The sequence below is a fragment of the Frateuria sp. genome (genome assembly GCF_035944355.1).
Lineage (GTDB): Bacteria > Pseudomonadota > Gammaproteobacteria > Xanthomonadales > Rhodanobacteraceae > Frateuria_A.
In genome coordinates, this window is the sequence record NZ_DASZBH010000015.1 from 1 (window position 1) to 23,210 (window position 23,210).

The window sequence follows — 23,210 nt, forward strand, 5'->3', positions numbered from 1 at the left end:
GACCACCACCGCATAGCGGTCCAGGTGCTGCCCGATGCTGCGCGCCACCTCCAGCACGTAGCGCAGGTCGGCGCTGCCGTCCTCGTCCGGCGGCGTGCCCACGGCGATGAAGATCACCTCGCCGTGGGCGATGCCGGCGGCGGCATCGGTGGTGAAATCCAGCCGGCCGGTCTCGAAGTTGCGCTTGACCATCGGCGCCAGCCCCGGCTCGAAGATCGGCACCTCGCCCTGCTTCAGGCGCGCGACCTTGGCCGTGTCCACGTCCACGCACAGCACGTGGTTGCCCATCTCCGCCAGGCAGGTGCCCGTGACCAGGCCGACGTAGCCGGTGCCGAAGAGCGTGACTTTCATTCGTCCAATCCCACCGAAGGAACCGCCGATTCTAGCAGGGGCGCTGCCGCGGACGGGCATCGCGCGCGGCGGCGACCATACGCTGCCGGCGCTTGATAGGCGACAGGTGAAGGCGGCACACGTCCCGCACAGGAAACGCGGAAGGCACCGCCACGCCCGAAAACAAACACGCCCTAAAACAACACGCCCTAAAACAAAAAGGCGCGGATCGCTCCGCGCCCTTCTGCAAGACTTTTCGGCGGAGCCGCTTACTTGCCGGCTTCGCCCTGGCCGCCGGCCGGCGTCGGGCCGGTCTTCACCAGGGTCACGTCGAAGATGATCGTGGCGTTCGGCGGGAAGCCGTTCTGCGGCTGCGCGCCATAGGCCAGGTTCGACGGGATGTAGAGCATGTAATGCGCGCCCGTCTTCATCAGCTCCAGGCCTTCGCGGAAGCCCGGGATCACGCCCTGCAGCGGGATCGAGGCTGGCGTGTTGCCGTGTTCGGCGGAGGCATCGAACTTCTGGCCATCGACGAAGGTGCCGACGTAGTCGACCTGCACGGTGTCGTTCGGGCCCGGACGCGCGCCGGTACCTTCGCTGATCACCTTGTACTGCAGGCCCGAAGCGGTGGTCTTCACGCCCGGCGCGTTCTTGTTCTTGGCGATGAAAGCCTCGCCCTTGGCCTTGTTCTCGGCGGCGATCTTCTCGTACTGGGCCTTGGCCTTGGCCTGCAGCTTGGCGACGAAGGCGTCACGCACGCTCTTGGCCTCGGCCTCGCTCATGGTCGGCTTCTGGCCCGACAGCGCGGACTGCACGGCGCGGGCGACGGTTGCCGGATCGACTTCCTCGCGCACCAGCGGCGGCAGCTGGCTGGCCAGGTCCCAGCCGACCACGTAGCTGGCCTTGGTCTTGTCGACCGTGCCGGCGGCGCCAGACTTGGCGGTCTGGGCATGGACGCCCGCGGTCATGCCCAGCGCAACGGCCAGGGCGGCCGCCGTCAGCGTGGGACGCAGAAAATGCTTCATCGAAAACTCCCTCGTGTATTGGATATGCCGGCAATGCGACCGGGCCTCCCCGATGGAGGCAGGCCAGGCATTGTGAGGCGCGTCGAGCGGTCTTGGCAACGACACCGGCTGTCGACCGTCACGTTTGGGAAAGGTTCCCGTTTACCCGCCCCCTCAGCCCGGCGGCGGCGGCCGCTCCAGCGTCTCGCGCAGGGCCGCCTGCAACCTGGCGTGCATCTTCACCAGCGCCCGCCAGAGCACCGCCGAGAGCGCCACGCCAGCCACCACCAGGACGATGGCCACGCCCCGCGGGGGCAGGATCGCCGAGCCGAGCACGCTCACTAACAGGCCCAGCGCCAGCAGCGCGCCCAGCGGGATCAACCGCGCCAGCAGGCTGCGGATGGTGTGGGTATAGCCGCCGGCGAAGTGCTCGCGGATGCCCAGTTCCGCCAGCAGCATGCCCAGCGCCTCCGCCTTGCGGTAGATGGCGATCAGCATCGGCAGCGACAGGAACAGCGCGGCGGCGAAGATCAGCGAATGGCGGGTGTCGCGGTTGGCTCCCAGGCTGGAGAACCAGGCCCAGTTGTGCGCGTTGACGTAGGCCCCGATCACGAACAGGGTCACTACCAGCACCACGTTGATCCCGATGTGCCAGAGCAGCCGGCGCAGCATGGCCGCGATCATCGCGTTCTGCTCCACCGGTTTGAGCCCTCCCAGCCAGCCCGAGTAGCTCGTCAGCAGCAGCCGCAGCGGCCCTGGCGCGATCCGGCGCATGCCGTCGACGATTCCGTTGGCATGCCCCACCAGGTAGGGCGACGCGGCCATGCAGACCACCGACACCGCCACCGCGATCGGATAGATGAATTCGCTGACCACGCCCAGCGAAGTGCCGAGCGCGGCGATCACGAAGGAGAACTCACCGATCTGCGCCATGCTCAGCCCGGTGCGGATCGACGAGCGCGGATCCTGTCCCACCGCCACCATGCCCATGCCCACCGCCAGCGTCTTGCCCACCATCACCACCGCGGCGATGCCCAGCGCCGGAAGCGCGTATTGCCACAGCAGCGCTGGGTCGATCTTCAGGCCGATCGCCACGAAGAACAGCGCGGCGAACATGTCCCGCAGCGGCTCGACCAGCCGCATCACGCGATGCGCGTTGCGCGCCTCGGCGATCACCGCGCCGGCGAGGAACGCGCCCAGCGCCACGCTGAAACCCAGCCACGCCGCGAACAGGCTGGCCCCGAAACACACGCCCAGTGCGCTGACCAGCAAGGTCTCGTCCCGGCCGAAGCCGGCGACATAGTCGATCAGCCTGGGCAGCAGCAACAGGCCGAGGATCATCCCGGCCACCACGAACAGGCCGACCTGGCCTACCACGGCCAGCGCAGTGCCCGCCTCCATCGCGCCGCCGATCGCCACCGCGCTCAGCACCGTCAGGATCACGATGGCGAGCACGTCCTCGGCGACCAGTATCCCTACCACCCGCTGCGCGAACGGCAGATGCCGCAGTCCGCTCTCGGCGAGCGTGCGGGTGGCCACCATGGTCGAGGACAACGAGATCAGGGCGCCGAGGAACAGCGCATCCATGCTCTTCCAGCCCATCAGCTCGCCCAGGCCCGTGCCGATCCAGAGCATCAGGCCCACCTCGATCACGGCGACCATCAGCACGCCGAGGCCGACCTCGCGCAGCTTGCGCACGCTGAACTCCAGGCCCAGCGTGAACATCAGCAGCACGACGCCGAGGTTGGAGATGTCGTCGATCGCACGGGGATCGCCGACCAGCATGCCCGGCGTGTGCGGGCCGATCAGCACGCCGGCCAGGATGTAGCCCAGCAGCACGGGCTGGCGCAGGCGCTGGAACAGCATCGTGGTGGCGCCGGCCACGATCATCACCATGGCGAGGTCACCGATGAAACCGATCTCGTGCATGCGCGCTCCGTGAAGAGTGGCCAAGCAGCTTACGTCACAACGTGGCCGCCGACGCGGCGTCGCCGACGTGACGGAGGCGCGCAGAAATTTCGAAAAAAAGCTTGACGGATTTGCGAACCCTGCCTATTCTTTCGGGCTTCCAGCGGCGGGGCCATAGCTCAGCTGGGAGAGCGCCTGCATGGCATGCAGGAGGTCGGCGGTTCGATCCCGCCTGGCTCCACCAACCTACCCGTCCCCATCGTCTAGAGGCCTAGGACATCACCCTTTCACGGTGGCGACCGGGGTTCGAATCCCCGTGGGGACGCCAAGGTTGGCCTCGCACTTTGTGTAGCTGGAAGACAACGCGGAGCGGTAGTTCAGTCGGTTAGAATGCTGGCCTGTCACGCCGGAGGTCGCGGGTTCGAGTCCCGTCCGCTCCGCCACTAATGAGAAACCCGCCGAGTGCGGGTTTTTTGTTGGGCTTAATTTGTGCGCTCGCCCATGAGCGCAACAGCAGAAGCGGCCATCCATGGCCGCACTCTTCGCAAGGGCTTCGCCCTTGACTGCCCTCGATCAATCCTGCGCGTCGATCGGCTCAAGCGTTCCGACCGAGTGTCCCTGCGCGGCCAGGTATTCCAGCCAGCGCGAAAGGAACCCGTTCATGCGTAGCCGATGCTGCAGCACCGTATGCGCCTCCGGAAACGGTCCCAGCACCTGCCACAGGTGACGCCCCGGATGGCAGTGCAGCGCCTCGGCCACGTGCGCGTCGGTGTACATGCGCAGCTGCGCCGACGGCGAGGGGTGGCCGGTGTTCGCATCGACAAAGCCGTAGGTCAGCTCCAGCTCCAACGTGTAGGGATGCCGCTCCTGCACGTGCAAGTGCACGTCCAGCCCGTCGTCCACGCTGGAGCGGTAGCGCCCTGGCGCCAGCGTCTGCGGCGCGAACAGGTGCGCCAGGCGGTGGTAGTTCTCCGCGTACAGGCCCATCAGGAACTCGAAGCGTCCCGGGAGCAAGGCGGAGCGGCTGTCCAATACGGCACTCATCGGTTCTACAGATACCTCAAAACATGGTGCGCTCGATACCGAAGCGCTCGAAGATCTTGCTGGCGATCTCTTCGATCGAAACGTGGGTGGTATTGAGCGAGGAAATGCCCGCCTGGCGCAGCAGCCGTTCGGCCTGCTCCAGTTCCCAGCGGCATTGCTGCAGGGTGGCGTAGCGGCTGCCCGGCCGGCGTTGCTCGCGGATCTGCGCCAGCCGCTGCGGGTCGATGGAAAGACCGAACAGGCGATCCTTGTACGGCTTGAGCCGCTTGGGCAGTTCCAGCTTGTCCAGGTCGTCGTCGGTGAGTGGATAGTTGGCGGCTTTGACGCCGTAATGCAAGGCCATGTACAGGCAGGTGGGCGTCTTGCCCGAGCGCGACACGCCGACCAGGATCAGGTCCGCCTGCTCGTAGTCGACGTCGAGGCCGTCGTCGTGCGCGAGCGCATAGTTGGTGGCGTTGATACGCGCCTCGTATTTGTCGAAATCGACCAGGCCGTGCGAGCGGTTGACGGCGCCCGAGCGCTTGGCGGCCAGCTCCTCTTCCAGCGGACCGATGAAGGGCGCGAACACGTCCAGCATCAGCGCGCCGCTTGCCGCGACGATTTCGCACAACCCGCGGTCGGCCATGGTGTTGACCACGATCGGTCGCTCGCCGGTCTGCGCGTAGCGCGTCTTGATGCGCAGCGCAGCGGCCTCGGCCTTATGCGGATCGTCCACAAACGGCAGGCGATGCTTGTCGAAATGGATGCCCTCGAACTGGGCAAGGATGGAGTTGCCGATCGTCTCCGCCGTAATACCAGTGGAGTCGGAGATGAAAAAAACCGTGCGTTGCATGCGGATGTCCGTTCGCCCGAAGGTGGCCTGCCCGGAACCTTAGCGCATGCGACGAAGCCCGTGTTCGCTTGACTCGCGGCTGACTGGTATGCAGTTGGCCCGGCGCCGTGAACAAATGGTCTTCTTGTGCCATGCACCATCGACAGCGGACAATACCAGTCCTTTGCGGCCCGAATCCGGGCGCTGCGCAGCGCATTCCCCCAAGCTTTTCTAAGGAGAGTCCCTTGAACGACCTGGTGCTTTGGCTGGACAAACTGCGCATGACCGACCTGGGCAAGGTCGGCGGCAAGAACGCCTCGCTCGGCGAAATGATCGGCAACCTCGCCAAGCTCGGCGTCTCGGTGCCGGGCGGCTTCGCCACCACCGCGGATGCCTTCCAGCAGTACCTGGACAAGAGCGGCGTGGCCAAGCGCATCCGCGCAAGGCTGGACGGCCTGGATGTGGAAGACGTCGAGGCGCTGACCGCTGCCGGCAGGGAGATCCGTTCGTGGGTCACCGAAACGCCGCTGCCGCAAGAACTCGATCAGGCCATCCGCGATGCCTACGCGAAGCTCTGCAAGGATGCCGGCGCCGAAAATATTGCCGTGGCCGTGCGCTCGTCGGCTACCGCCGAAGACCTCCCGGACGCCTCCTTCGCCGGCCAGCAGGAAACCTTCCTCAACGTGGTCGGCATCGACGACGTGCTGCACAAGGTCAAGGAGGTCTTCGCCTCGCTCTACAACGACCGCGCGATTGCTTACCGCGTGCACCAGGGCTTCAGGCACGAGGACGTGTTCCTCTCGGCCGGCGTGCAGCTGATGGTGCGCTCGGACATCGGCGCTTCGGGTGTGCTGTTCACACTGGACACCGAATCGGGCTTCCGCGACGTCGTGTTCGTCACCGGCTCCTACGGCCTGGGCGAGATGGTCGTGCAGGGTGCGGTCAACCCCGACGAGTTCTACGTCTTCAAGCCCACGCTGAAAGCGGGCAAGCCCGCCCTGCTCCGCCGCAGCCTGGGCGCCAAGCAGCAGCGCATGGTCTATTCGGATAAGCCGGGCGAGCGCGTGCGCATCGAGGAAACCCCGGCCCAGTTGCGCAACCGGTTCTGCCTCTCCGACGAGGACGTGCAGGAACTGGCCAAGCAGGCACTCGTCATCGAGCAGCACTACGGCCGCCCGATGGACATCGAATGGGCGAAGGACGGCAACACCGGCAAGCTCTACATCGTGCAGGCGCGCCCGGAGACGGTGAAGTCGCGCGCGCACGCCACGCAGCTGGAGCGCTTCCAGCTCAACGAGAAGGGCAAGGTGCTGGCCGAGGGCCGCGCGATCGGCCAGAAGATCGGCTCGGGCAAGGCGCGCGTGGTCAAGTCGATCAGCCAGATGCACGAATTCCAGAATGGCGACGTGCTGGTCGCCGACATGACCGATCCCGACTGGGAGCCGATCATGAAGCGCGCCGCGGCGATCGTGACCAACCGCGGCGGCCGCACCTGCCACGCCGCGATCATCGCGCGCGAGCTCGGCGTGCCGGCGGTGGTGGGCACCGGCAACGCGCTGCAGACGATTCCCGACGGCGCCGAAGTCACCGTGTCCTGCGCCGAGGGCGATACCGGCACCATCTACGAGGGCAAGCTCGCCTTCGACCGCATCACCGCGGATCTCGGCGCCATGCCCGAGGCGCCGCTGAAGATCATGATGAACGTCGCCAACCCCGAGCGCGCATTCGACTTCGGCATGCTGCCCAACGCCGGCATCGGCCTGGCGCGCCTGGAGATGATCATCGCCAGCCACATCGGCGTGCACCCCAAGGCGCTGCTCGAATACAACCGCCAGGACGCCGAGACCAAGGCCAAGATCGACGAGCGCATGGCCGGCTATGCCGACCCGGTGAGCTTCTACGTCGACCGCCTGGCCGAGGGCATCGCGACCATCGCCGCCTCGGTCTATCCCAAGCCCGTGATCGTGCGCCTGTCCGACTTCAAGTCCAACGAATACGCCGGCCTGATCGGCGGCTCGCGCTACGAGCCGCACGAAGAGAACCCGATGATCGGCTACCGCGGCGCCAGCCGCTACGTCGACCCGGGCTTCGCCGAGTCCTTCGCGCTGGAGTGCAAGGCGGTCAAGAAGGTGCGCGAGACGATGGGACTCAGCAACGTATGGGTGATGATCCCATTCGTGCGCACGCTGGGCGAAGGCCGCAAGGTGGTCGAGGTGCTCGAGAAGAACGGCCTCAAGCAGGGCCAGGACGACCTCAAGATCATCATGATGTGCGAGGTGCCCTCCAACGCCCTGCTCGCCGACGAGTTCCTGGAGATCTTCGACGGCTTCTCGATCGGCTCCAACGATCTCACCCAGCTCACGCTCGGCCTGGACCGCGACTCAGGGATAGTCGCCAGCCTGTTCGACGAGCGCGACCCGGCGGTCAAGAAGCTGCTCGCCATGGCGATCAAGACCGCGCGCGAGAAGGGCAAGTACGTCGGCATCTGCGGCCAGGGACCCAGCGACCATCCGGACCTGGCCGAGTGGCTTATGGACCAGGGCATCGAGTCGGTGTCGCTCAACCCCGACACGGTCGTCGACACCTGGCTGCGGCTGGCCAAGAAGAAGGCCGGCTGATCACGCGAAGAGCGTCCCCATCCGCCTTCGGCACCTTCCCCGTGGAACGGAGGAAGCCTAGCAACGGCCCCCCCCCACGCGAACCCGAAAACTCGGCCGGTGCTTCCCCCGCTTGCGGGGGAAGTGCCCGGAGGGCGGATGGGGGAGGCCTTGCGGGAAGCTTCAGATCCCAGAAACGCAAAAGGCCCCATCGGGGCCTTTTGCGTTTCTGGCGGAGAGGGTGGGATTGCTCGGCCCATCCCTGGGCCTCGCCCCTGCGCGCTATGCGCTCCGGGGCCAGCCTGCGGCTGTCCCGATTCGCTCCTGGCGAATCGGTCGAACCCGGGCGACTCCGTCCACCCACCCTGTCCATCAGAAACGCAAAAGGCCCCGATGGGGCCTTTTGCGTTTCTGGCGGAGAGGGTGGGATTCGAACCCACGGTACGCTTACACGTACGCCTGATTTCGAGTCAGGTACATTCGACCACTCTGCCACCTCTCCAAAGGTGCGCGCGGTGGTCCGCGCGAGCCGGCAATCATACGCGGGGCGGACAACCGTGACAACAGGATGGGCGTACGGCATGCTGCGCCGGATATCGTCAGCTGGCACCCCATGATCGAGTTCGGACACGGCACCCACGTCGGCCTGCGCCGCGCGAGCAACGAAGACACCTACTACGCCGACCCGGCACTGGGACTGTTCCTGGTGGCCGACGGCATGGGCGGGCACCAGCATGGCGAAGTGGCCGCGGCACTGGTGCGCGATGCCATCGTGGAGCAGGTCGCGCGAGGCCGCGGCCTGGTCGAGGCGGTGCGCGGCGCGGGCGAGCGCCTGCTCAGGCAGGCGGGCGGCGGCTCGGCCGATGCACCGCCGATGGGCACGACCGTCGCCGCCCTGCGCCTGTCCGGCGACCGCTACGAGGTGGCCTGGGTCGGCGACAGCCGCATCTACCTCTGGCAGGCGGGCACGCTGCGCCAGGTCAGCCACGACCATTCGCTGGTGCAGGAACTGGTCGCCGCCGGCCAGCTCGATCCGGCGCTGGCCGAGCGCCATCCGCAGCGCAACGTGCTGACCCAGGCGCTCGGCGTCACCGCGATCGAGCACCTGCACGTCGGCATGGCGCGCGGGCGGACCGAATCAGGCAGCGCGTTTGTGCTGTGCAGCGATGGACTGACCGAGGGCGTGGCGGACGCCACGATCGCACGGATCGTAGGTCGCACCGACCTCGCCGCGCAGGAATGCGTCGATCACCTGCTGCTCGCCGCGCTCGATGGCAGCGCGGACGACAACATCACGGTGATCCTGGCGCGGGTGAAGTAACGGCGGATGCAAGTGCCCCGGCGCCCGTTGCGTGCGCCGGATGTTCAGGCCTCCGCGGCCAGCGCCTCGTCCGACGCCACACGGCGCCACACACTGCCGCCCTGGGCGGCCTTGTCCAGCGCATCCAGACGCTGCTCGTGCGCGGCCAGCTCGGCGACATCGGCGCGCAGCACGCGCGGGCGGCGCAGCAGCGCGACCGGCGCCAGCACCGCGGCGCCGCCTTGCTCGGCCGCATGGTCGAAGGCCAGGTCCAGCGCCACCTGGCCCGAGGTCATCGCCAGGTAGACGTCGGCCAGCAGCTGCGCGTCGATCAGGCCGCCATGCAGGTCGCGCGCGGAGTTGTCCACACCCAGGCGCTTGCACAGCGCGTCCAGGCTGTTGCGCTGGCCGGGATAGCGTTCGCGCGCCATCGCCAGCGTGTCGATCACGCGGCAGCGATCGGCGATGCAGCCCAGGTGCGCGCCCACGCGTGCCAGCTCCGCATCGAGAAAGCCGACGTCGAAGCTCGCGTTGTGGATGATCAGCTCGGCGTCGCCGATGAAGGCCAGGAACTCTTCCACCACCTCGGCGAAATGCGGTTTGTCGAGCAGGAACTCGTCCTCGATGCCGGTGACCTGCCGCGCGCCTTCGTCGATCGCGCGCTCGGGGTTCAGGTAGGTCTGCCAGTGCCGCCCGCTGGGCCGGCGCTCGATCAGTTCCACGCAGGCGATTTCGATCAACCGGTGCCCCTGGCGTACCTCCAGGCCAGTGGTCTCGGTATCCAGAACGATCTGCCTCATGCCCTGCCCCTGTAACGCTCGGCCTGTTCGCGCGCCGCCACGTCCACACGTTCATTTTCCACGTGGCCGTTGTGGCCGCGCACCCACTGCCAGCGTACCTGATGCGGCGACTTGGCCGCCGCCAGCCGCTCCCACAGATCCTGGTTCTTCACCGGCTTCTTGTCGGAGGTGCGCCAGCCATTGGCGACCCAGCGCGGCAGCCACTGTTCGATGCCCTGCATGACGTAGCGCGAATCGGTGGTGAGCACGACCTTGCACGGACGCGTCAGCGCCTCCAGCGCGCCGATCGCGGCCATCAGCTCCATGCGGTTGTTGGTGGTGTCCGGCTCGCCGCCGGCGAGCAGGCGCTCGGCACCCTTGGCGCGCAGCAGCGCGGCCCAGCCGCCGGGCCCGGGGTTGCCCAGGCAGGCGCCGTCGGTGAACGCTTCGACTTCGGTCATCGTTTCTCGGTACGTCAGGCGGCGGTGCTGCGGCGCGCGCCAGGCGCGAGTCCGGCGACCGGCGCCGCCGCGATCGCCCGCGGACGCAGCCGGATCGGTGCGGTGGCCTGCCGCCGCTTGCGCGCGATCAGCAGATAGCCGCCACCCAGCGGACCGCCATGGTGCGGCACGTTCGCCGAGCTGGGCCACAACGGCCCCACCCGCTGCACGCGCTCGACATTGAGCTCGGCGCCGCGCAGCCAGTGCCCGATGCGCAAGGGCGATTCGAGATTCACCCCGGCCCGGCCCCGCCACAGCAGCCAGGGCAGCCAGCCGCTCGCCGGGTGCATGCCGGTCAGCGCCAGCATGCCGCCGGGCGCAAGCACGCGCGCGGCCTCGCGCAGCAGCACCTGTGGATCCGGCGCCACCTCCACGGCATGGCTCAGCAGGACCAGGCCGAAGGCATCATTGAGGAACGGCAGCGGCTCGTCGGTGCGGGCGCGCAGGTCGCCGCCGCAACGGTTGCCGTCCAGGTGCAGGTGCACCCAGCGGTCGAGCATGGGCGAAGCGGGCGGTTGGTCGTGCGCGACCGCCGAAACCTGCAACGCGTAGGCGCCGACACAACGCTGCAGCTCGCCGGCCAGAGCCTGCGCCTCCGCGGCGAACAGGCCGCGCATGGGCTTGCTGGCATAGATGTCTTGATCGCGCTGTGCCATGTCGCGCCCGAATCTCCGCAAAAGGGAAGTGTAGCCGCTGGGGCCGAAAGCGTGTCGCATCGCCGTGGCGAGCCTGAACGCAAACCGCGTATTTAACGACTCACTAACGAGTGCCCCACAGACGCCACCTATAGTCGACCGCCCTGCGCAAGCGCTTGCCTGCGCCAGTCGATACGAAAAGCTGCGGAGACCGTTCTTGCACGTCGTACCGTTACCGGCGCTCGCCGACAACTACATATGGCTGCTGCACGACGGCGGCCAGGCGATCGTCGTCGATCCGGGCGAGCAGGCGCCGGTCGAGGCCGCCCTGCAGGAGCGCGCGCTGCAGCTGCGCGCCGTGCTGCTCACCCATCATCACGACGACCACATCGGCGCCGCCGCAGCGTTGCGCGAACGCCACGGCGCCACGGTCGTGGCGCCGCGGGACGAGCGCATCGCGCACGCCGACCGCCGCGTGGGCGACGGCGACGCGTTCACGCTGGAACAGCCGCAGGCCCGCTTCGACGTGCTTGCGGTGCCAGGCCACACGCGCAGCCACATCGCCTATGTCGGCGCCGGCGTACTGCTCTGCGGCGACACCCTGTTCAGCCTCGGCTGCGGGCGCCTGTTCGAGGGCACGCCGGCGCAGATGCTCGCCTCGCTGGAACGGCTCGCCGCCTTGCCCGACGACACGCTGGTCTGCTGTGGCCACGAATACACCGCGGCCAATGGGCGCTTCGCCCGCCAGGTGGACCCGTCCAACCCGGAACTGGCCGAGCGCTGCGAACGTGTCGCGGCCGCCCGCAGGCAAGGCCAGCCCACCGTGCCGGTGCCGCTGTCCAGCGAACTGGCCTGCAATCCCTTCCTGCGCATCGATAGCGATGCGCTGATCCAGTGGGGCCGGCGGCATGCCGCCGGCGACCGCATCGCGCGCTTCGCCGCCCTGCGCGCCGCCAAGGACGCCTTCCAAGGATGAAACACCTTCTGCGCCCCCTGCCGCTCGCGCTCGCCATGGCGCTGACCGCCTGCGCCGTCGGGCCCTCCCGGCCCCGTGCCCCCGGCGTCGAACCGCCGAAGGCCGAGATCCACGACATCACCACGGCCAAACCGACCAGCCCCACCGCCACGGCGGGCAGCGACGTGTGGGGTCGCCTGCGCGGCAGCTTCGTGATGGCCGACTGCGCCGGCGATCCGGGTATCGAGGCATGGGCCCGTCGCTACACCGCCTCTCCGCAGCGGTTCGAGTCGCAGATGCGCACGGTGCTGCCGCGGCTGCTCTACGTGCAGGAAATCGCCGCGCGCCACGAGGTGCCCGGCGAATTCGCGCTGTTGCCCTGGGTGGAGAGCCATTTCCGACCGGTACCGCCGCAGAAAAACCGTCCGGCCGGCATGTGGCAGATCGTGCCGAACACGGCGCGCCACATGGGCCTGGCGGTCGACCGCAACTACGACGCCCGACTCGACCTCACCGCCTCCACCGATGCGGTGATGGCCCTGCTCAGCCACTACCACGACTGGTTCCAGGACTGGCGCCTGGCCGACTATGCGTACAACGCCGGCCGCGACAGCATCGACCGCCTGGTGGCCCGCGACGGCGCGCCGCCGCGCGAGCAGGCGGTACCGGCAATGCCGGTGCGTGCGGGCACGCGCGAGCACCTGGTCAAGCTGCTGGCGATCGCCTGCGTGGTGCGCGAGCCGGAACGCTTCGGCGTCACCCTGCCGGTGCTCGAGGACGAGCAGCAGTTGGTCGAAGTGGCCGTGACCCAACGGCTGTCGCTGGACAAGGCGGCGCGCCTGACCGGCATGTCGCCCTCGACGCTGGCCAGCCTCAACGCGGGCTACCGCAACGGCGTCGTCGACGCCCGCCGTGGCGGCAGCCTGCTGCTGCCAAGCAAGCAGGCCGCGCAATTGCGCACCGCGCTGCTGGCGCAGGCCGCCGGTGGCTCGGCCGACCTGATGGCCAGCGTGGGAGCCGCGCCCGCCCTGCCCAACCTCGGCGACGATCCGTCCGCGGCGACACGCCAGCCGGAGAACGTGCCTCCTCCGCCCGCGCCCGCCGCCAAGGCAACGGTGCGCACGCACGTGGTCAAGGCCGGCGACACGCTGCTCAAGATCGCGCAGCGCTACCACGTGCGCGTGGCGCAACTGAGGCAATGGAACCACCTGCACGGCGACGCCATCCAGGTCGGCCAGAAGCTGGCGGTAAGCGCCACGCACTGATCCCCTCCGCGGCCCGCCGGCCTCCGCATGCGCTTCCTGCGTCCAACCGATGGGTCCGATCGCTGCGGCGGTGATACAAAGGCCCGTCAGGTCCCCTCCGGAGAACGCCCATGCCCCATCGCCCACGCCATGTCCTGGCCGCCCTGTTCGGCCTGCTGCTGGCCGGCAGCGCCGTCGCCGCGCCGGCGCGCAAGCCGGCCGACCATCCCTGGCTGCTCAAGGCCGACCGCGTCTTCGACGCGCGTGGCGAGCAGGCGCACGCGGGCTGGGTCGTGCTGGTGCAGGGCGACCGCATCGCCGCCGCCGGCCCGGCGAGCCAGGTCCAGGCCCCACCCGGCACGCAGACCATCGAACTGCCCGGCACCACCCTGCTGCCCGGCCTGATCGACGCCCATTCGCACATCTTCCTGCACCCGTACAACGAGACCTTGTGGAACGACCAGGTGCTCAAGGAGAGCCTGCCCTACCGCACCATCGAGGCCGTGCAGCACGCGCACGACACGCTGATGGCAGGCTTCACCGCGCTGCGCGACCTGGGCACCGAAGGCGCCGGCTACGCCGACGTGGACGTGCAGCGCGCCATCGACCAGGGCCTGATCCCCGGCCCGCACCTGTTCGTGGCCACCCGCGCCACCATCGCCAGCCACTGCTACGGCCCCGGCCCGATGGGCTTTCGCGAAGACCTCGACCTGCCGCAGGGCGGCATCCCGGTCAGCGGCGTGCCGCAGATGATCGACGCGGTGCGCGACCAGGCCGGCCACGGCGCCGATTGGATCAAGATCTACGCCGACTATCACTGCGGCAAGAGCCACGGCTCGGTGCCCACTTTCAGCGAGGAGGAGCTGAAGGCCGGCGTCGAGACCGCGCATTCGCTCGGCCTGCCCGTATCCGTGCACTCGACCACGCCCGAAGGCATGCGCCGCGCCGTGCTGGCCGGCGTGGACACCATCGAGCACGGCTACGGCGGCACGCCGGAAGTGTTCGCCCTGATGAAGCAGCACGGCGTCGCCTACCTGCCCACGCTGGAAGCCGAAGCCGCCTACGCCGAATACTTCCACGGCTGGAAGCCCGGCCAGCCGCTCGATGCCGACATGCAGCAGTCCGCCCACGCCTTCAGGCTCGCCATGCAGGCCGGCGTCACCATCGGCAACGGCAGCGACGTGGGCGTGTTCACCCACGGCGACAACTACAAGGAACTGGAATGGATGGTGCGCGACGGCATGCGCCCCGCCCAGGCCCTGCTCGCCGCCACCGCCGTGGACGCGAAGATCCTGCGCCAGCAGGACAAGTTCGGCCAGCTCAAGCCCGGGCTCGATGCCGACATCATCGCCGTCCAGGGCGATCCCACCACCGACATCGGCGCCTTGCAGCACGTGCCGTTCGTGATGAAGGACGGGGTGATCTACAAGCAAGGTGGAACGGAAACCTCGCGCTGACCGAGGCGCGCGCCGCTTTTGGCGCGCCTCTGCCCGCTGTCCGATTAGGTTGCGATTTCCAATCTACTTCTAGTCAGGCTTATGAGCCGAATCCCTTTTTTTCTCTTGCTCTTGGCGCTTCTTCCAGGCTGCACTGCGTTCAGGCCCACGGTTCCAGCCTCCAAAGAGTTGGCCGCTACCTTGCTTTTTGTCCAAGGGGACAAGCCTCTCGATGTGGCCTCAGGCATAGTCTCCGTGGGCAACTACTATTTCCCTTCTGCGCCGGTAAAGCTGGCTTACATCGCTCCCGGCGAGCGCGCGATTGGGTACAGCTGTCCTGGCTATATCTATGTGGATGGGCCGCCGACCGTGGTACAAGCCTTCGAAGGCGGAAAACGTTACGAACTGTCTTGTCGTGGCGGCAAACCCGTCATTCGCGTGCAGGCTCCTAAGGCGCCTAACAACTCGTCCAAGGCGGACGCCTCCGACGCCGCTTAACTCCAGCGTTAGGGCGGCACGGAATGAACCACTTTTGGCCATTGAAGATCAGGACTCCACATCTACCACTCGGGGTCGCGGTTGCGGACAGTCTCGCCATCTTGGAGTCGACCGGCACGAAGCCATTCGAGGAGATGGACGGCAAGACGAAGATCTTTCGGGTCAACCTTCCGGACTGTCAGATGGCGGTGTATGACCAACACGGCGTCGTGTCTTCCGTTTGGTACAACGACCCCGCGGGGCGGCTGACTTCCTTCGGCAAACGTAGAAAGATTCAGTTGTACCTTGAGCGCTACACACTCCAGGGCAAGTGGGATCTGCGAATGTCAAATGGGTAGATGCAGTACTTCTTCAACGACATCGATGGACTGCAGATGGTCTACGGCGTCCACATGGATGTCGTTCGCATCAATGACATGAGGAGAGCCGATGCTGCCTAACTGGTCGTTCGACGCGGACACGGTCAACTCCAACGTTAGGGCCAGACCGCACGCGGCTGATCCGCGACGTGCCTATGGACGCCTAAACGTCCGCTGAAGCTGCGCCCTTGAAAGCGGCTACGGCGCCCCTACCTGCCGATCGCCAGCCGGCAGGGCTGGCGCCGCCGGGCCATTGGCCGGTGGCTTCCCTTTCCATGTTGCTCTTGAGGAGGATATGGTCATGCGTACGATGTTCGATCTGGCTCCGCTGCATCGGTCCAGCATCGGTTTCGACCGCATTTTCGACATGCTGGAAAACGCCGCGCGCGCACAGGCCGTGGACAACTGGCCGCCCTACGACACGGTCAAGCTCAGCGAGGACCGCTACCGCATCACCATGGCGGTCGCCGGCTTCCGCCGCGAGGACCTGGATATCTCGGTGCAGCCCAACCTGCTGGTGGTCACCGGCGAGCGCAAGACCGGCGAGCAGGACGGCGATTACCTGTATCGCGGAATCGCCAGCCGCGCCTTCTCGCGGCGCTTCGAACTGGCCGACCACGTGAAGGTGACCGGCGCCCATCTCGCCGACGGCCTGCTCACCATCGAGCTGGAGCGCGAGATTCCCGAAGCGATGCGCCCGCGTCGCATCGCCATCGGCGGCGCGGACAACGTGCTCGAATCGACCGGCCAGCGCCAGCTCGAGGCGCAGGCCGCCTGACCTGTCCGCCCGGCTCCGCCCTTCCGCCGGAGCCGCCGGTTGCGGTGATCGTTACGGCCCGCCCTGAGGCGGGCCGTCTTTTTTCTTGCCGCGCTTGGATGGCATCGGCCCGCCCCCATGTCCTCCCGCACACGCTGACGCATCCCGAGAGGCCGCCATGCCCGACTACCGCAAGACGCCCGAGGCGCTCGCCCGCCTCACGCCCGAGCAGTTCCGCGTGACCCAGCAGAACGGTACCGAGCGGCCGTTCGACAACGCCTTCAACGAACACCGCGAGCCGGGCCTGTACGTGGACGTCGTATCGGGCGAGCCGCTGTTCACCTCGCTGGACAAGTTCGACAGCCATTGCGGCTGGCCGAGCTTCAGCCGCCCGGTCGAGCCGGCGCACGTGATCGAGAAGCGCGACCTCACCCACGGCATGGTGCGCACCGAGGTGCGCTCCAGCCACGGCGACAGCCACCTCGGCCACGTCTTCCCTGATGGCCCGCGCGAGACCGGCGGCCTGCGCTATTGCATCAACTCCGCCTCGCTGCGGTTCGTGCCGCTGGATGACCTGGAGCGCGAGGGCTACGGCGAGTACCGCAAGCTGTTCGCCCGGGAGGCCGAGTCATGAGCGAACGGGCCATCCTTGCCGGCGGCTGCTTCTGGGGCGTGCAGGAACTGTTGCGCCAGCAGCCGGGCGTGATCTCCACCCGCGTGGGCTATTCCGGCGGCGACGTGCCGAACGCGACCTACCGCAACCATGGCAGCCACGCCGAGGCGGTGGAGATCGTTTTCGACCCGCAGCGCATCGGTTACCGCCAGTTGCTGGAGTTCTTCTTCCAGATCCACGACCCGAGCACGCCCAATCGCCAGGGCAACGACCGCGGCAGCAGCTACCGCTCGGCGATCTTCTACACCAGCGAGGAGCAGCGGCGCATCGCCCGGGACACCATCGCCGACGTGGACGCCTCCGGCCTGTGGCCCGGCAAGGTGGTGACCGAAGTCGAACCGGCCGGCGATTTCTGGGAGGCCGAGCCCGAGCACCAGGACTACCTGCAGCATTACCCCACCGGCTACACCTGCCACTTCGTGCGGCCCGGCTGGAAGCTGCCCCGGCGCGCCGAAGCGGACTGAGACGGCGCGCGGCACGGCCTTTCACGGCCTCTTGAGGACCGCCCCGGTATCACGCGCGGTCTGCTTGCCGTGGGCGGGGACGACCCTGGTGACGCCCGCTCAGGCGCATCCGCAGGTCATCCGCCCTGCCCGGTCGTCCACCGTAAGGATCGCAGGATGCCTCTCTCGCCCACATCGCTCAAGAACTCCACTGCCGCGGCCGCCGCGCGGGTCTTCACGGAGCTGCGCCAGATCCATTCCAACCACCAGGCGCACACGGTGCTTCGCGCCGTGGAGCGCCAGCGCGGGCCGACCGACAAGACGCTGGTCCGTCGCGCGGACGAGTACGCGCGGGAGGTGCTGGGTAGCGCCCGCTACGCGCCCTGGCTGCAGGTCTACACCGCCGTCAGCGGCGGCTTCCGCGAGGGTTGGATCCCGGACAACTACTACGGCCTGGTGGTCGATCCGCTCAAGGGCGGCGAGGTGGCCAAGGTCGCTTTGGTCAAGTCTTTCACCAACCGCATCCTGGACACCGAGGCGCTGCCCGACCTGGCCTACGTGATCGACGGCATCTACTACGCGCGCGACTACCGTCCGGTCTCGGCGGCCGAGCTGGTCGACATCCTGTTCGCCCAGGACGAGCGCACCGTGTTCAAGGCCGACAACTCCTACCAGGGCCGCAGCGTGACCTTCATGACGCGCGCGGACTTCCCTGCCGGCGGCCAGCTCCGGCTTCCGGACGGCGTGTTCCAGGCGCCGATCCACCAGCACGATTTCTTCGCCGCGATGAGCCCGCGCTCCACCGCGACGCTGCGCATCACCACGGCGCGCGAGCTCGACGGCCGCATCGCAGTGAAGGCCGCCTACCTGCGCCTGGGCCGCGCCAGCGACGACATCGTGAGCTGCCGCAGCCACGTGCGCGTGGCCGTGGATGCCGCGCACGGCACGCTGGGCGACACCGGCTACCTGCACGACTGGCAGCGCACGGAAACCCACCCCGACACCGGCTTCCGCTTCGCCGGCCAGGCGATCCCGCGCTACGAGGAAGCGGCAGCGCTGTGCAAGACGCTGCACCAGAGCTGCCCGCACATGCTCTGCCTGGGCTGGGACCTGTGCATCGACCAGCAGGAGCGGCCGCGCATCATGGAATGGAACGCGCGCTACAACGACATCAAGTTCTCCGAGGCGACCACCGGCCCCTGCTTCCGCGGGCTGGGCTGGGAGCACTTGTGGCGGCGCGAGGCCGCCTGACGTCCGGGCGGGGTGTCGATTCGGCCATCGCCGGTTCGTCGCGATGGGTAGTCCCGGAATCGGTGCGTCGCCAGCCGGCCTTGGCCGGCGCCACGTCGATGCCTGGACTTCCCTAAAGCGCAGGCATCCCGCCTGAGCGCAATGCAGGAGGACCCCATGTCTTACATCGATGGATTCGTCATCGCCGTGCCCACGGCCAACAAGCAGCAGTTCGTCGACCACGCCAGGCGTTTCGACGCCTTGTTCCTGGAGTTCGGCGCGACCCGCATCTGCGAGAACTGGGGCGACGACGTGCCCGATGGCAAGCTCACCGACTTCCGCCGCGCCGTGCAGGCCACGGCGGAGGAGACGGTTGTGTTCTCGTGGATCGAATGGCCGGACAAGGCCACCCGCGACGCCGGCATGAAGAAGATCATGGAGGACCCGCGCATCGGCCCCGACACCCCCATGCCGTTCGACGGCAAGCGGATGATCTTCGGCGGGTTCGCGCCCGTGGTGACGTTGGGAAGGTAGCTGCGCGCTCCGGCCCTCCTCCATCCGCCTTCGGGCACCTTCCCCCGTAAACGGAGGAAGGGCCTTGCCGCGAGACCCTGCTACCGAATCGCCCCCCCGCGAACGCGGGGAGGTGCCGCCAGGCGGATGGAGTCGCTCCGGCCTCAGCCCATCAACCAGCCCGGCGGCGCCTGCCATGCGATCGGCAGCGCAGTGCCGCCATCGATCGCCACCTGCAAGGCGCCGACCATGATCCAGGCCGCTGAGGGCGATTCCCGCGATGGGCGCAGCGCGGTCGGCACCAGCCCGCGCCGCCCGGCCGGTAGCAAGAACCCGGCGCCTCGGCCGCGCCGCGCGAGCCGGCTATCCGGCGATGGCGTCTTCGATGCGCCGGTCCGGGATCAGCCACATCACCGCCACCGCCGCGTAGAGCAGCTGCCCGATCCATGCGGCCTGCCAGGTCAGGGCGATGCCCAGCGCATAGATCGCCGGCGAGAGCTTGCCTTTCCAGTCGCTGCCGATCGCCCGCCGCAACATCGAGTGACTGCCCTCCAGGCCGATCAGCTTGCGCTGCAGCAACCAGTAGGCCACCGCCGCCATCAGCAGCACGACGCCGTAGGCCGCGGTGGGCGCGGCGGCGAAATGGTTCTCGCCCATCCAGGCGGTGGCGAAGGGGAACAGCGAGAGCCAGAACAGCAGGTGCAGGTTGGCCCACAGTGCGCCGCCCGAGATCCGCTGGCTCGCGGCGAGCAGGTGATGGTGGTTGTTCCAGTAGATGCCCACGTAGATGAAGCTCAGCACGTAGCTGAGCAGCACCGGCAGCAGCGGCAGCAGTGCCGCCGGAGTGCTCTCGTGCGGCACCTTCAACTCCAGCACCATGATGGTGATGATGATCGCGATCACCCCGTCGCTGAATGCTTCCAGCCGGCCCTTGCCCATCACCATCTCCGTTTGCCCAGGGTGGGCGCCACGATGCGGCCGCCGGCGCGGTAGGCGCCGGGGCTGACTCCCAGCCAGCGGCGGAAGCTGCCGTGAAAGCTGGACAGGTCACCGAAGCCGGACTCCAGCGCGACTTCGGCCACCGGCGCACCGGTCCGGCGCAGCAGCCGTGCGGCCCGTTCCAGCCGCGCGCGCAGCACGTAACGGTGCGGCGTCGTGCCCACCACCCGGGTGAAGCTGCGCAGGAAGTGGTACGGACTCATCGCCGCCTCCGCCGCCAGTTGCACGAGCGGCAAGGGGTCGGCCAGCCGCCCTTCGATGTGGCGCACGGCCTCGGCGATGCGCCGCTCCTCCCGCGCACCGACGCGGGCGTCGCCCGGGCGGCTCTCGGCCAGCGCCTCGACCGCAGCGCCGGCGAAACCGAAGGCCAGCTCCTCCAGCGCGTCGGCGTCCTGCTCGGTGCCCAGACCGCTGACGTAGCGCAGCAGGCCGGGCAGCGGCGGCAGCCGCGGCAGCGCGAAGGTGTCGCGGCGCGCACCCGGCACCGCGGCGACGATCTCGCGCCAGCGCGCGCCGTCGAACTGCACGGACAGGCAGCGGTCGCCGCGGCCGTGCTCGTGGCCGCACTCGAAACACTGCCCCTCGTTGCCCAGCAGCACCGCGCCGGGCGCGAGCAGCGCACGGCCGGCCGGCGAGCGGTACTGGAAGTGGCCGGACACCACGGCGGCCAGGCACACCGCGCCGTGGCGTTCCTCGAACACGGCGTCGTCCGGGCCGGCCGTGCAGTGCACGTGCGTCACCCGCCATCCCGGCCCGGAGGCCAGCCGTGTGGTTGCCATCGCCATCGGCGAAACATAGCAATTTTTCCCACGCGCCCGTGCGCTGCCGGCGCCTATCGTGCGGGCCTGCAAACCCAGGGAGGACACGCATGAACCGCTTCATCCCCGCGCTGCTGGCGCCCGGCCCCGCCGAGGACCGCGCCGACGCCATGGCGACCTACGGCTGGCTGGTCGGCGACTGGCGCTTCGACGCCACGATGTTCGTCGACGGCCAGGCCACGCCGGTGCAAGGCGGCGAGATCCATGCCGCCTGGGTGCTCGAAGGCCGCGCCGTGCAGGACGTGTGGATACTGCCCGGCTGCTTCGCCGGCACCACCCTGCGCGTATACGACCCCAGCCTCGACGCCTGGCACATCGTATGGAGCGATCCGCTGCGCCAGTACTACAACCGCCAGCTCGGCCGCCGCGAAGGCGCACGCATCGTGCAGGAAGGCACGGACGCCGCCGGCGACGCCACGCGCTGGAGTTTCGAAGGCATCGCCGCCGACCGCTTCCGCTGGCTCGGCGAACGCCGTGGCGCCGATGGCGCCTGGCAACGGGTCGCCGACTCCGCGGTACGCCGCGCCTGACACTCAAGCAAACAGAAGGACCGAACGATGATCGACCATCTCTCCCTGGGCGTGCGCGACCCGCCGCCAGCCGCCGTTTTTACGACGCCGCGCTCGCTCCGCTCGGCTACCGCCGCCTCAGCGAGGGCGGCGGTTCGCTGGGCTACGGCAGCGACGCCGTCGTGCTGTGGCTGCTGCAGACCGACCATCCGGTCGCTGCCGACCCGCGTTCCGGATTGCACGTCTGCCTGCGGGCGGGCGATGCGGCGGCCGTGGATGCATTCCACGCCGCGGCGCTGGCCCATGGCGGTCGCGACAACGGCGCGCCGGGCCTGCGGGCCGACTACGGCGCGGACTACTACGCCGCGTTCGTCAGCGATCCCGATGGCTACAGGCTGGAAGCCCACGTGGCCTGATGCGCCTGGTCAGCCGGAGCCGACTTACGCACAATCGACGGACCTCATCGGGATAACGCCATGGACGCAAGCTTCTGGCTCGAGCGCTGGCGCGAAGGCCGCACTGGCTTCCACCGCAACGATGTCATGCCGCTGCTGCGCAGGCACTGGCCTGCGCTGGAGGTACCGCGCGGCAGCCGCGTCCTGGTGCCGTTGGCCGGCAAGACGCTAGACATGGCCTGGCTGGCGGCACAGGGCCTGCGCGTGCTGGGCGTGGAACTGTCGCCGCTGGCGGTGCAGGCCTTCTTCGCCGAACACCGACTGCAGCCGCAGCGCCATGCCTCGCCCTGCGGCGAGCACTACGTCGCGGGCGACATCGAGATCATCCAGGGCGACGTGTTCGACCTGGACGATGCGACCCTGGCCGGTTGCCGCGCCGTCTACGATCGCGCCGCGCTGATCGCGCTGCCCGCGCCGATGCGCAGGCGATACGCCCAATCGGTCTACGGGCGCCTGCCGGAAGCTTGCCGCGGCCTGCTGATCACGCTCGATTACCCGCCCGATGAAATGGACGGCCCACCCTTCGCCGTGCCGCCGACGGAAGTGCGGGAGCTTTACGGGCGCGACTGGCAGGTCGCGGCGCTGGAACACCGCGACATCTATGCCGACGATCCGGGCTGGGCCGAACAGGGCCTGAGCGCGATGGCTACCGACGTCTTCCGGCTCGATCGCCGCGGATGAACCCGCCGCGCCGAGGGCTCAGCTGGAATGGTCCAGGATGATCTTCCAGCCCTGCGCCGTCTTCTCCCACAGCAGCGAATACACGCCGTCGTCCTGCGCCGCCTCGCCGTGCGCCGTGCGATCCAGATGGAAGTGGCCGGTCACCGCCGCATAGCGCACCTCGCCATCGGCGCAAGGAAGCAGCCGCACGTCGATATCGGAAAAGGTGAGCCGGCCCATCTGCGCCTTGCCCGCGTAGTGCCGGCGGTAGCTTTCGAGAATGGCGCGGTAGCCCTTGCGGACGGAGCTGCCGACGAAGGTGGTGTCGGGCGCGTCCTTGTAGCCCTGCATGAAGGCATCGACGTCGGCACGGTTCCACGCTGCCTGCTGGGCGGCCATCACCTGGCGGATGGCCGCCGCCTCGTCGGCGCTGCCTGCGCCGAAGGCCGGCCCCATGGCGCATGCCAGCAGCAGGCCGCATGCGATCCAACGACGTGTTCTGTACATCGCCTGCTCCTGCCGCTCCGGATGAAGCGGCAGCCTAGCATCCGGCCCGGGATCTGCGTCCAGCCCGGTGGCTACGCTCGTGCCCGATCCCGTTGACACGTTCCGGCCGGAGCCATCAGCGACCGCAGGGTGTCCGTGGGCGATCCGCGTCGGTCGATACCACCGCTCCATGACCCGCGCTTGATCCGCAGGTAACGCAAGGGAGCACACGCTTCGCCCGGGAACCCCGGAACTGGCCGTGCCGGT

The 23,210-nt window shown here is 68.4% G+C and carries 25 protein-coding genes, 4 tRNA genes and 2 pseudogenes; 17 read left to right on the top strand and 14 right to left on the bottom strand.

Annotation, left to right across the window (positions count from 1 at the left end):
• The 3 genes and pseudogenes from VGU03_RS12525 to VGU03_RS12535 form a co-directional block, all read right to left on the bottom strand.
• Nucleotides 1-351, bottom strand: a pseudogene (locus VGU03_RS12525) (UDP-glucose 6-dehydrogenase); the annotation flags it as partial.
• Between the two features lie 248 nt (nucleotides 352-599).
• Nucleotides 600-1,355, bottom strand: a complete 756-nt coding sequence (locus tag VGU03_RS12530; RefSeq protein WP_327481006.1) for an FKBP-type peptidyl-prolyl cis-trans isomerase — start codon at nucleotides 1,353-1,355, stop codon at nucleotides 600-602.
• 153 nt (nucleotides 1,356-1,508) lie between these two features.
• The gene (locus VGU03_RS12535) at nucleotides 1,509-3,263 is read right to left on the bottom strand and encodes a cation:proton antiporter (protein WP_327481008.1); all 1,755 of its coding nucleotides are present in this window, start codon (nucleotides 3,261-3,263) and stop codon (nucleotides 1,509-1,511) included.
• Between the two features lie 147 nt (nucleotides 3,264-3,410).
• Here VGU03_RS12535 and VGU03_RS12540 point away from each other — a divergent pair.
• From VGU03_RS12540 to VGU03_RS12550, 3 genes are all read left to right on the top strand, one after another.
• A tRNA-Ala gene (locus VGU03_RS12540) sits at nucleotides 3,411-3,486 on the top strand.
• Between the two features lie 8 nt (nucleotides 3,487-3,494).
• Nucleotides 3,495-3,570: transfer RNA gene (locus VGU03_RS12545), tRNA-Glu, on the top strand.
• Between the two features lie 38 nt (nucleotides 3,571-3,608).
• Nucleotides 3,609-3,685, top strand: a tRNA-Asp gene (locus VGU03_RS12550).
• Nucleotides 3,686-3,815: 130 nt separating this feature from the next.
• On the opposite strand, the gene VGU03_RS12555 is transcribed toward VGU03_RS12550, so the two are convergent.
• Together VGU03_RS12555 and ppsR are read right to left on the bottom strand one after the other, a co-directional pair.
• Nucleotides 3,816-4,286, bottom strand: a complete 471-nt coding sequence (locus VGU03_RS12555; protein ID WP_327481010.1) for a DUF1249 domain-containing protein — start codon at nucleotides 4,284-4,286, stop codon at nucleotides 3,816-3,818.
• Between the two features lie 16 nt (nucleotides 4,287-4,302).
• The gene (gene ppsR, locus VGU03_RS12560) at nucleotides 4,303-5,118 is read right to left on the bottom strand and encodes a posphoenolpyruvate synthetase regulatory kinase/phosphorylase PpsR (protein ID WP_327481012.1); all 816 of its coding nucleotides are present in this window, start codon (nucleotides 5,116-5,118) and stop codon (nucleotides 4,303-4,305) included.
• Nucleotides 5,119-5,342: 224 nt separating this feature from the next.
• Between ppsR and ppsA the strand changes: the two genes are divergently transcribed.
• Complete coding sequence (gene ppsA / locus VGU03_RS12565; RefSeq protein ID WP_327481014.1) at nucleotides 5,343-7,715, top strand: phosphoenolpyruvate synthase; 2,373 nt, start codon at nucleotides 5,343-5,345, stop codon at nucleotides 7,713-7,715.
• Nucleotides 7,716-8,106: 391 nt separating this feature from the next.
• Here the strand turns inward: ppsA and VGU03_RS12570 are convergent.
• Nucleotides 8,107-8,196 (bottom strand) — tRNA-Ser (locus VGU03_RS12570).
• Between the two features lie 111 nt (nucleotides 8,197-8,307).
• On the opposite strand from VGU03_RS12570, the gene VGU03_RS12575 reads away from it, so the two are divergent.
• Nucleotides 8,308-9,015: a PP2C family protein-serine/threonine phosphatase gene (locus VGU03_RS12575; RefSeq protein ID WP_327481016.1), complete on the top strand. Its 708-nt coding sequence runs from the start codon at nucleotides 8,308-8,310 to the stop codon at nucleotides 9,013-9,015.
• A 44-nt stretch (nucleotides 9,016-9,059) separates the two neighbouring features.
• Here the strand turns inward: VGU03_RS12575 and dnaQ are convergent, their stop codons facing one another.
• From dnaQ to VGU03_RS12590, 3 genes are read right to left on the bottom strand one after another with little or no spacing between them, the layout of a single operon-like run.
• The gene (gene dnaQ, locus VGU03_RS12580; protein ID WP_327481018.1) at nucleotides 9,060-9,794 is read right to left on the bottom strand and encodes a DNA polymerase III subunit epsilon; all 735 of its coding nucleotides are present in this window, start codon (nucleotides 9,792-9,794) and stop codon (nucleotides 9,060-9,062) included.
• Entirely contained in the window at nucleotides 9,791-10,234 is a 444-nt protein-coding gene (rnhA, locus tag VGU03_RS12585; RefSeq protein WP_327481020.1) for a ribonuclease HI, read from the bottom strand. The genes dnaQ and rnhA overlap by 4 nt, the downstream gene beginning before the upstream one ends.
• A 14-nt stretch (nucleotides 10,235-10,248) precedes the next feature.
• Nucleotides 10,249-10,929, bottom strand: coding sequence for a methyltransferase domain-containing protein (locus VGU03_RS12590; protein WP_327481022.1), 681 nt, complete (start codon nucleotides 10,927-10,929; stop codon nucleotides 10,249-10,251).
• A 196-nt stretch (nucleotides 10,930-11,125) separates the two neighbouring features.
• On the opposite strand from VGU03_RS12590, the gene gloB reads away from it, so the two are divergent.
• The 4 genes from gloB to VGU03_RS12610 all read left to right on the top strand — a co-directional run bounded on the left by gloB (nucleotide 11,126) and on the right by VGU03_RS12610 (nucleotide 15,041).
• Entirely contained in the window at nucleotides 11,126-11,884 is a 759-nt protein-coding gene (gloB, locus tag VGU03_RS12595) for a hydroxyacylglutathione hydrolase (RefSeq protein ID WP_327481024.1), read from the top strand.
• Nucleotides 11,881-13,128 carry a LysM peptidoglycan-binding domain-containing protein gene (locus VGU03_RS12600; RefSeq protein ID WP_327481026.1) on the top strand — a complete coding sequence of 416 codons (1,248 nt, stop codon included), beginning with the start codon at nucleotides 11,881-11,883 and terminating at the stop codon, nucleotides 13,126-13,128. Before gloB ends, VGU03_RS12600 begins: the two co-directional genes overlap by 4 nt.
• Nucleotides 13,129-13,238: 110 nt before the next feature.
• Nucleotides 13,239-14,564 (top strand): metal-dependent hydrolase family protein, encoded by a 1,326-nt coding sequence (locus tag VGU03_RS12605; protein WP_327481027.1) that lies wholly within the window; start codon nucleotides 13,239-13,241, stop codon nucleotides 14,562-14,564.
• 234 nt (nucleotides 14,565-14,798) lie between these two features.
• Nucleotides 14,799-15,041, top strand: coding sequence for a hypothetical protein (locus VGU03_RS12610; protein ID WP_327481028.1), 243 nt, complete (start codon nucleotides 14,799-14,801; stop codon nucleotides 15,039-15,041).
• 326 nt (nucleotides 15,042-15,367) lie between these two features.
• Here the strand turns inward: VGU03_RS12610 and VGU03_RS12615 are convergent, their stop codons facing one another.
• A complete protein-coding gene (locus VGU03_RS12615) occupies nucleotides 15,368-15,502 on the bottom strand; it encodes a hypothetical protein (protein WP_327481029.1) in 135 nt (44 codons plus the stop codon).
• A 199-nt stretch (nucleotides 15,503-15,701) separates the two neighbouring features.
• On the opposite strand from VGU03_RS12615, the gene VGU03_RS12620 reads away from it, so the two are divergent.
• From VGU03_RS12620 to VGU03_RS12640, 5 genes are all read left to right on the top strand, one after another.
• Nucleotides 15,702-16,178 (top strand): Hsp20 family protein, encoded by a 477-nt coding sequence (locus tag VGU03_RS12620; RefSeq protein ID WP_327481030.1) that lies wholly within the window; start codon nucleotides 15,702-15,704, stop codon nucleotides 16,176-16,178.
• A gap of 157 nt (nucleotides 16,179-16,335) precedes the next feature.
• Nucleotides 16,336-16,791, top strand: coding sequence for a peptide-methionine (R)-S-oxide reductase MsrB (gene msrB / locus VGU03_RS12625; RefSeq protein WP_327481032.1), 456 nt, complete (start codon nucleotides 16,336-16,338; stop codon nucleotides 16,789-16,791).
• On the top strand, nucleotides 16,788-17,294 hold the full coding sequence (msrA, locus tag VGU03_RS12630) for a peptide-methionine (S)-S-oxide reductase MsrA (RefSeq protein ID WP_327481034.1): 507 nt from the start codon (nucleotides 16,788-16,790) through the stop codon (nucleotides 17,292-17,294). The genes msrB and msrA overlap by 4 nt, the downstream gene beginning before the upstream one ends.
• A gap of 156 nt (nucleotides 17,295-17,450) precedes the next feature.
• On the top strand, nucleotides 17,451-18,524 hold the full coding sequence (locus VGU03_RS12635; RefSeq protein ID WP_327481036.1) for a sugar-transfer associated ATP-grasp domain-containing protein: 1,074 nt from the start codon (nucleotides 17,451-17,453) through the stop codon (nucleotides 18,522-18,524).
• A 156-nt stretch (nucleotides 18,525-18,680) separates the two neighbouring features.
• The gene (locus VGU03_RS12640; protein WP_327481038.1) at nucleotides 18,681-19,037 is read left to right on the top strand and encodes a DUF1428 domain-containing protein; all 357 of its coding nucleotides are present in this window, start codon (nucleotides 18,681-18,683) and stop codon (nucleotides 19,035-19,037) included.
• 143 nt (nucleotides 19,038-19,180) lie between these two features.
• On the opposite strand, the gene VGU03_RS12645 is transcribed toward VGU03_RS12640, so the two are convergent.
• The 3 genes from VGU03_RS12645 to VGU03_RS12655 all read right to left on the bottom strand — a co-directional run bounded on the left by VGU03_RS12645 (nucleotide 19,181) and on the right by VGU03_RS12655 (nucleotide 20,755).
• Complete coding sequence (locus VGU03_RS12645; RefSeq protein ID WP_327481040.1) at nucleotides 19,181-19,318, bottom strand: hypothetical protein; 138 nt, start codon at nucleotides 19,316-19,318, stop codon at nucleotides 19,181-19,183.
• A gap of 61 nt (nucleotides 19,319-19,379) precedes the next feature.
• The gene (locus tag VGU03_RS12650; RefSeq protein WP_327481042.1) at nucleotides 19,380-19,955 is read right to left on the bottom strand and encodes a TMEM175 family protein; all 576 of its coding nucleotides are present in this window, start codon (nucleotides 19,953-19,955) and stop codon (nucleotides 19,380-19,382) included.
• Nucleotides 19,955-20,755, bottom strand: a complete 801-nt coding sequence (locus tag VGU03_RS12655) for an AraC family transcriptional regulator (protein ID WP_327481044.1) — start codon at nucleotides 20,753-20,755, stop codon at nucleotides 19,955-19,957. Before VGU03_RS12655 ends, VGU03_RS12650 begins: the two co-directional genes overlap by 1 nt.
• A 128-nt stretch (nucleotides 20,756-20,883) precedes the next feature.
• Between VGU03_RS12655 and VGU03_RS12660 the strand changes: the two genes are divergently transcribed.
• From VGU03_RS12660 to VGU03_RS12670, 3 genes and pseudogenes are all read left to right on the top strand, one after another.
• Entirely contained in the window at nucleotides 20,884-21,363 is a 480-nt protein-coding gene (locus VGU03_RS12660; RefSeq protein WP_327481046.1) for a hypothetical protein, read from the top strand.
• Between the two features lie 27 nt (nucleotides 21,364-21,390).
• Nucleotides 21,391-21,758: pseudogene (locus tag VGU03_RS12665) on the top strand (VOC family protein).
• A 60-nt stretch (nucleotides 21,759-21,818) separates the two neighbouring features.
• The gene (locus VGU03_RS12670) at nucleotides 21,819-22,478 is read left to right on the top strand and encodes a thiopurine S-methyltransferase (RefSeq protein ID WP_327481048.1); all 660 of its coding nucleotides are present in this window, start codon (nucleotides 21,819-21,821) and stop codon (nucleotides 22,476-22,478) included.
• 18 nt (nucleotides 22,479-22,496) lie between these two features.
• Here VGU03_RS12670 and VGU03_RS12675 read toward each other — a convergent pair whose 3' ends face one another.
• Nucleotides 22,497-22,964 carry an SgcJ/EcaC family oxidoreductase gene (locus tag VGU03_RS12675; RefSeq protein ID WP_327481050.1) on the bottom strand — a complete coding sequence of 156 codons (468 nt, stop codon included), beginning with the start codon at nucleotides 22,962-22,964 and terminating at the stop codon, nucleotides 22,497-22,499.
• Nucleotides 22,965-23,210 lie beyond the last annotated feature (246 nt).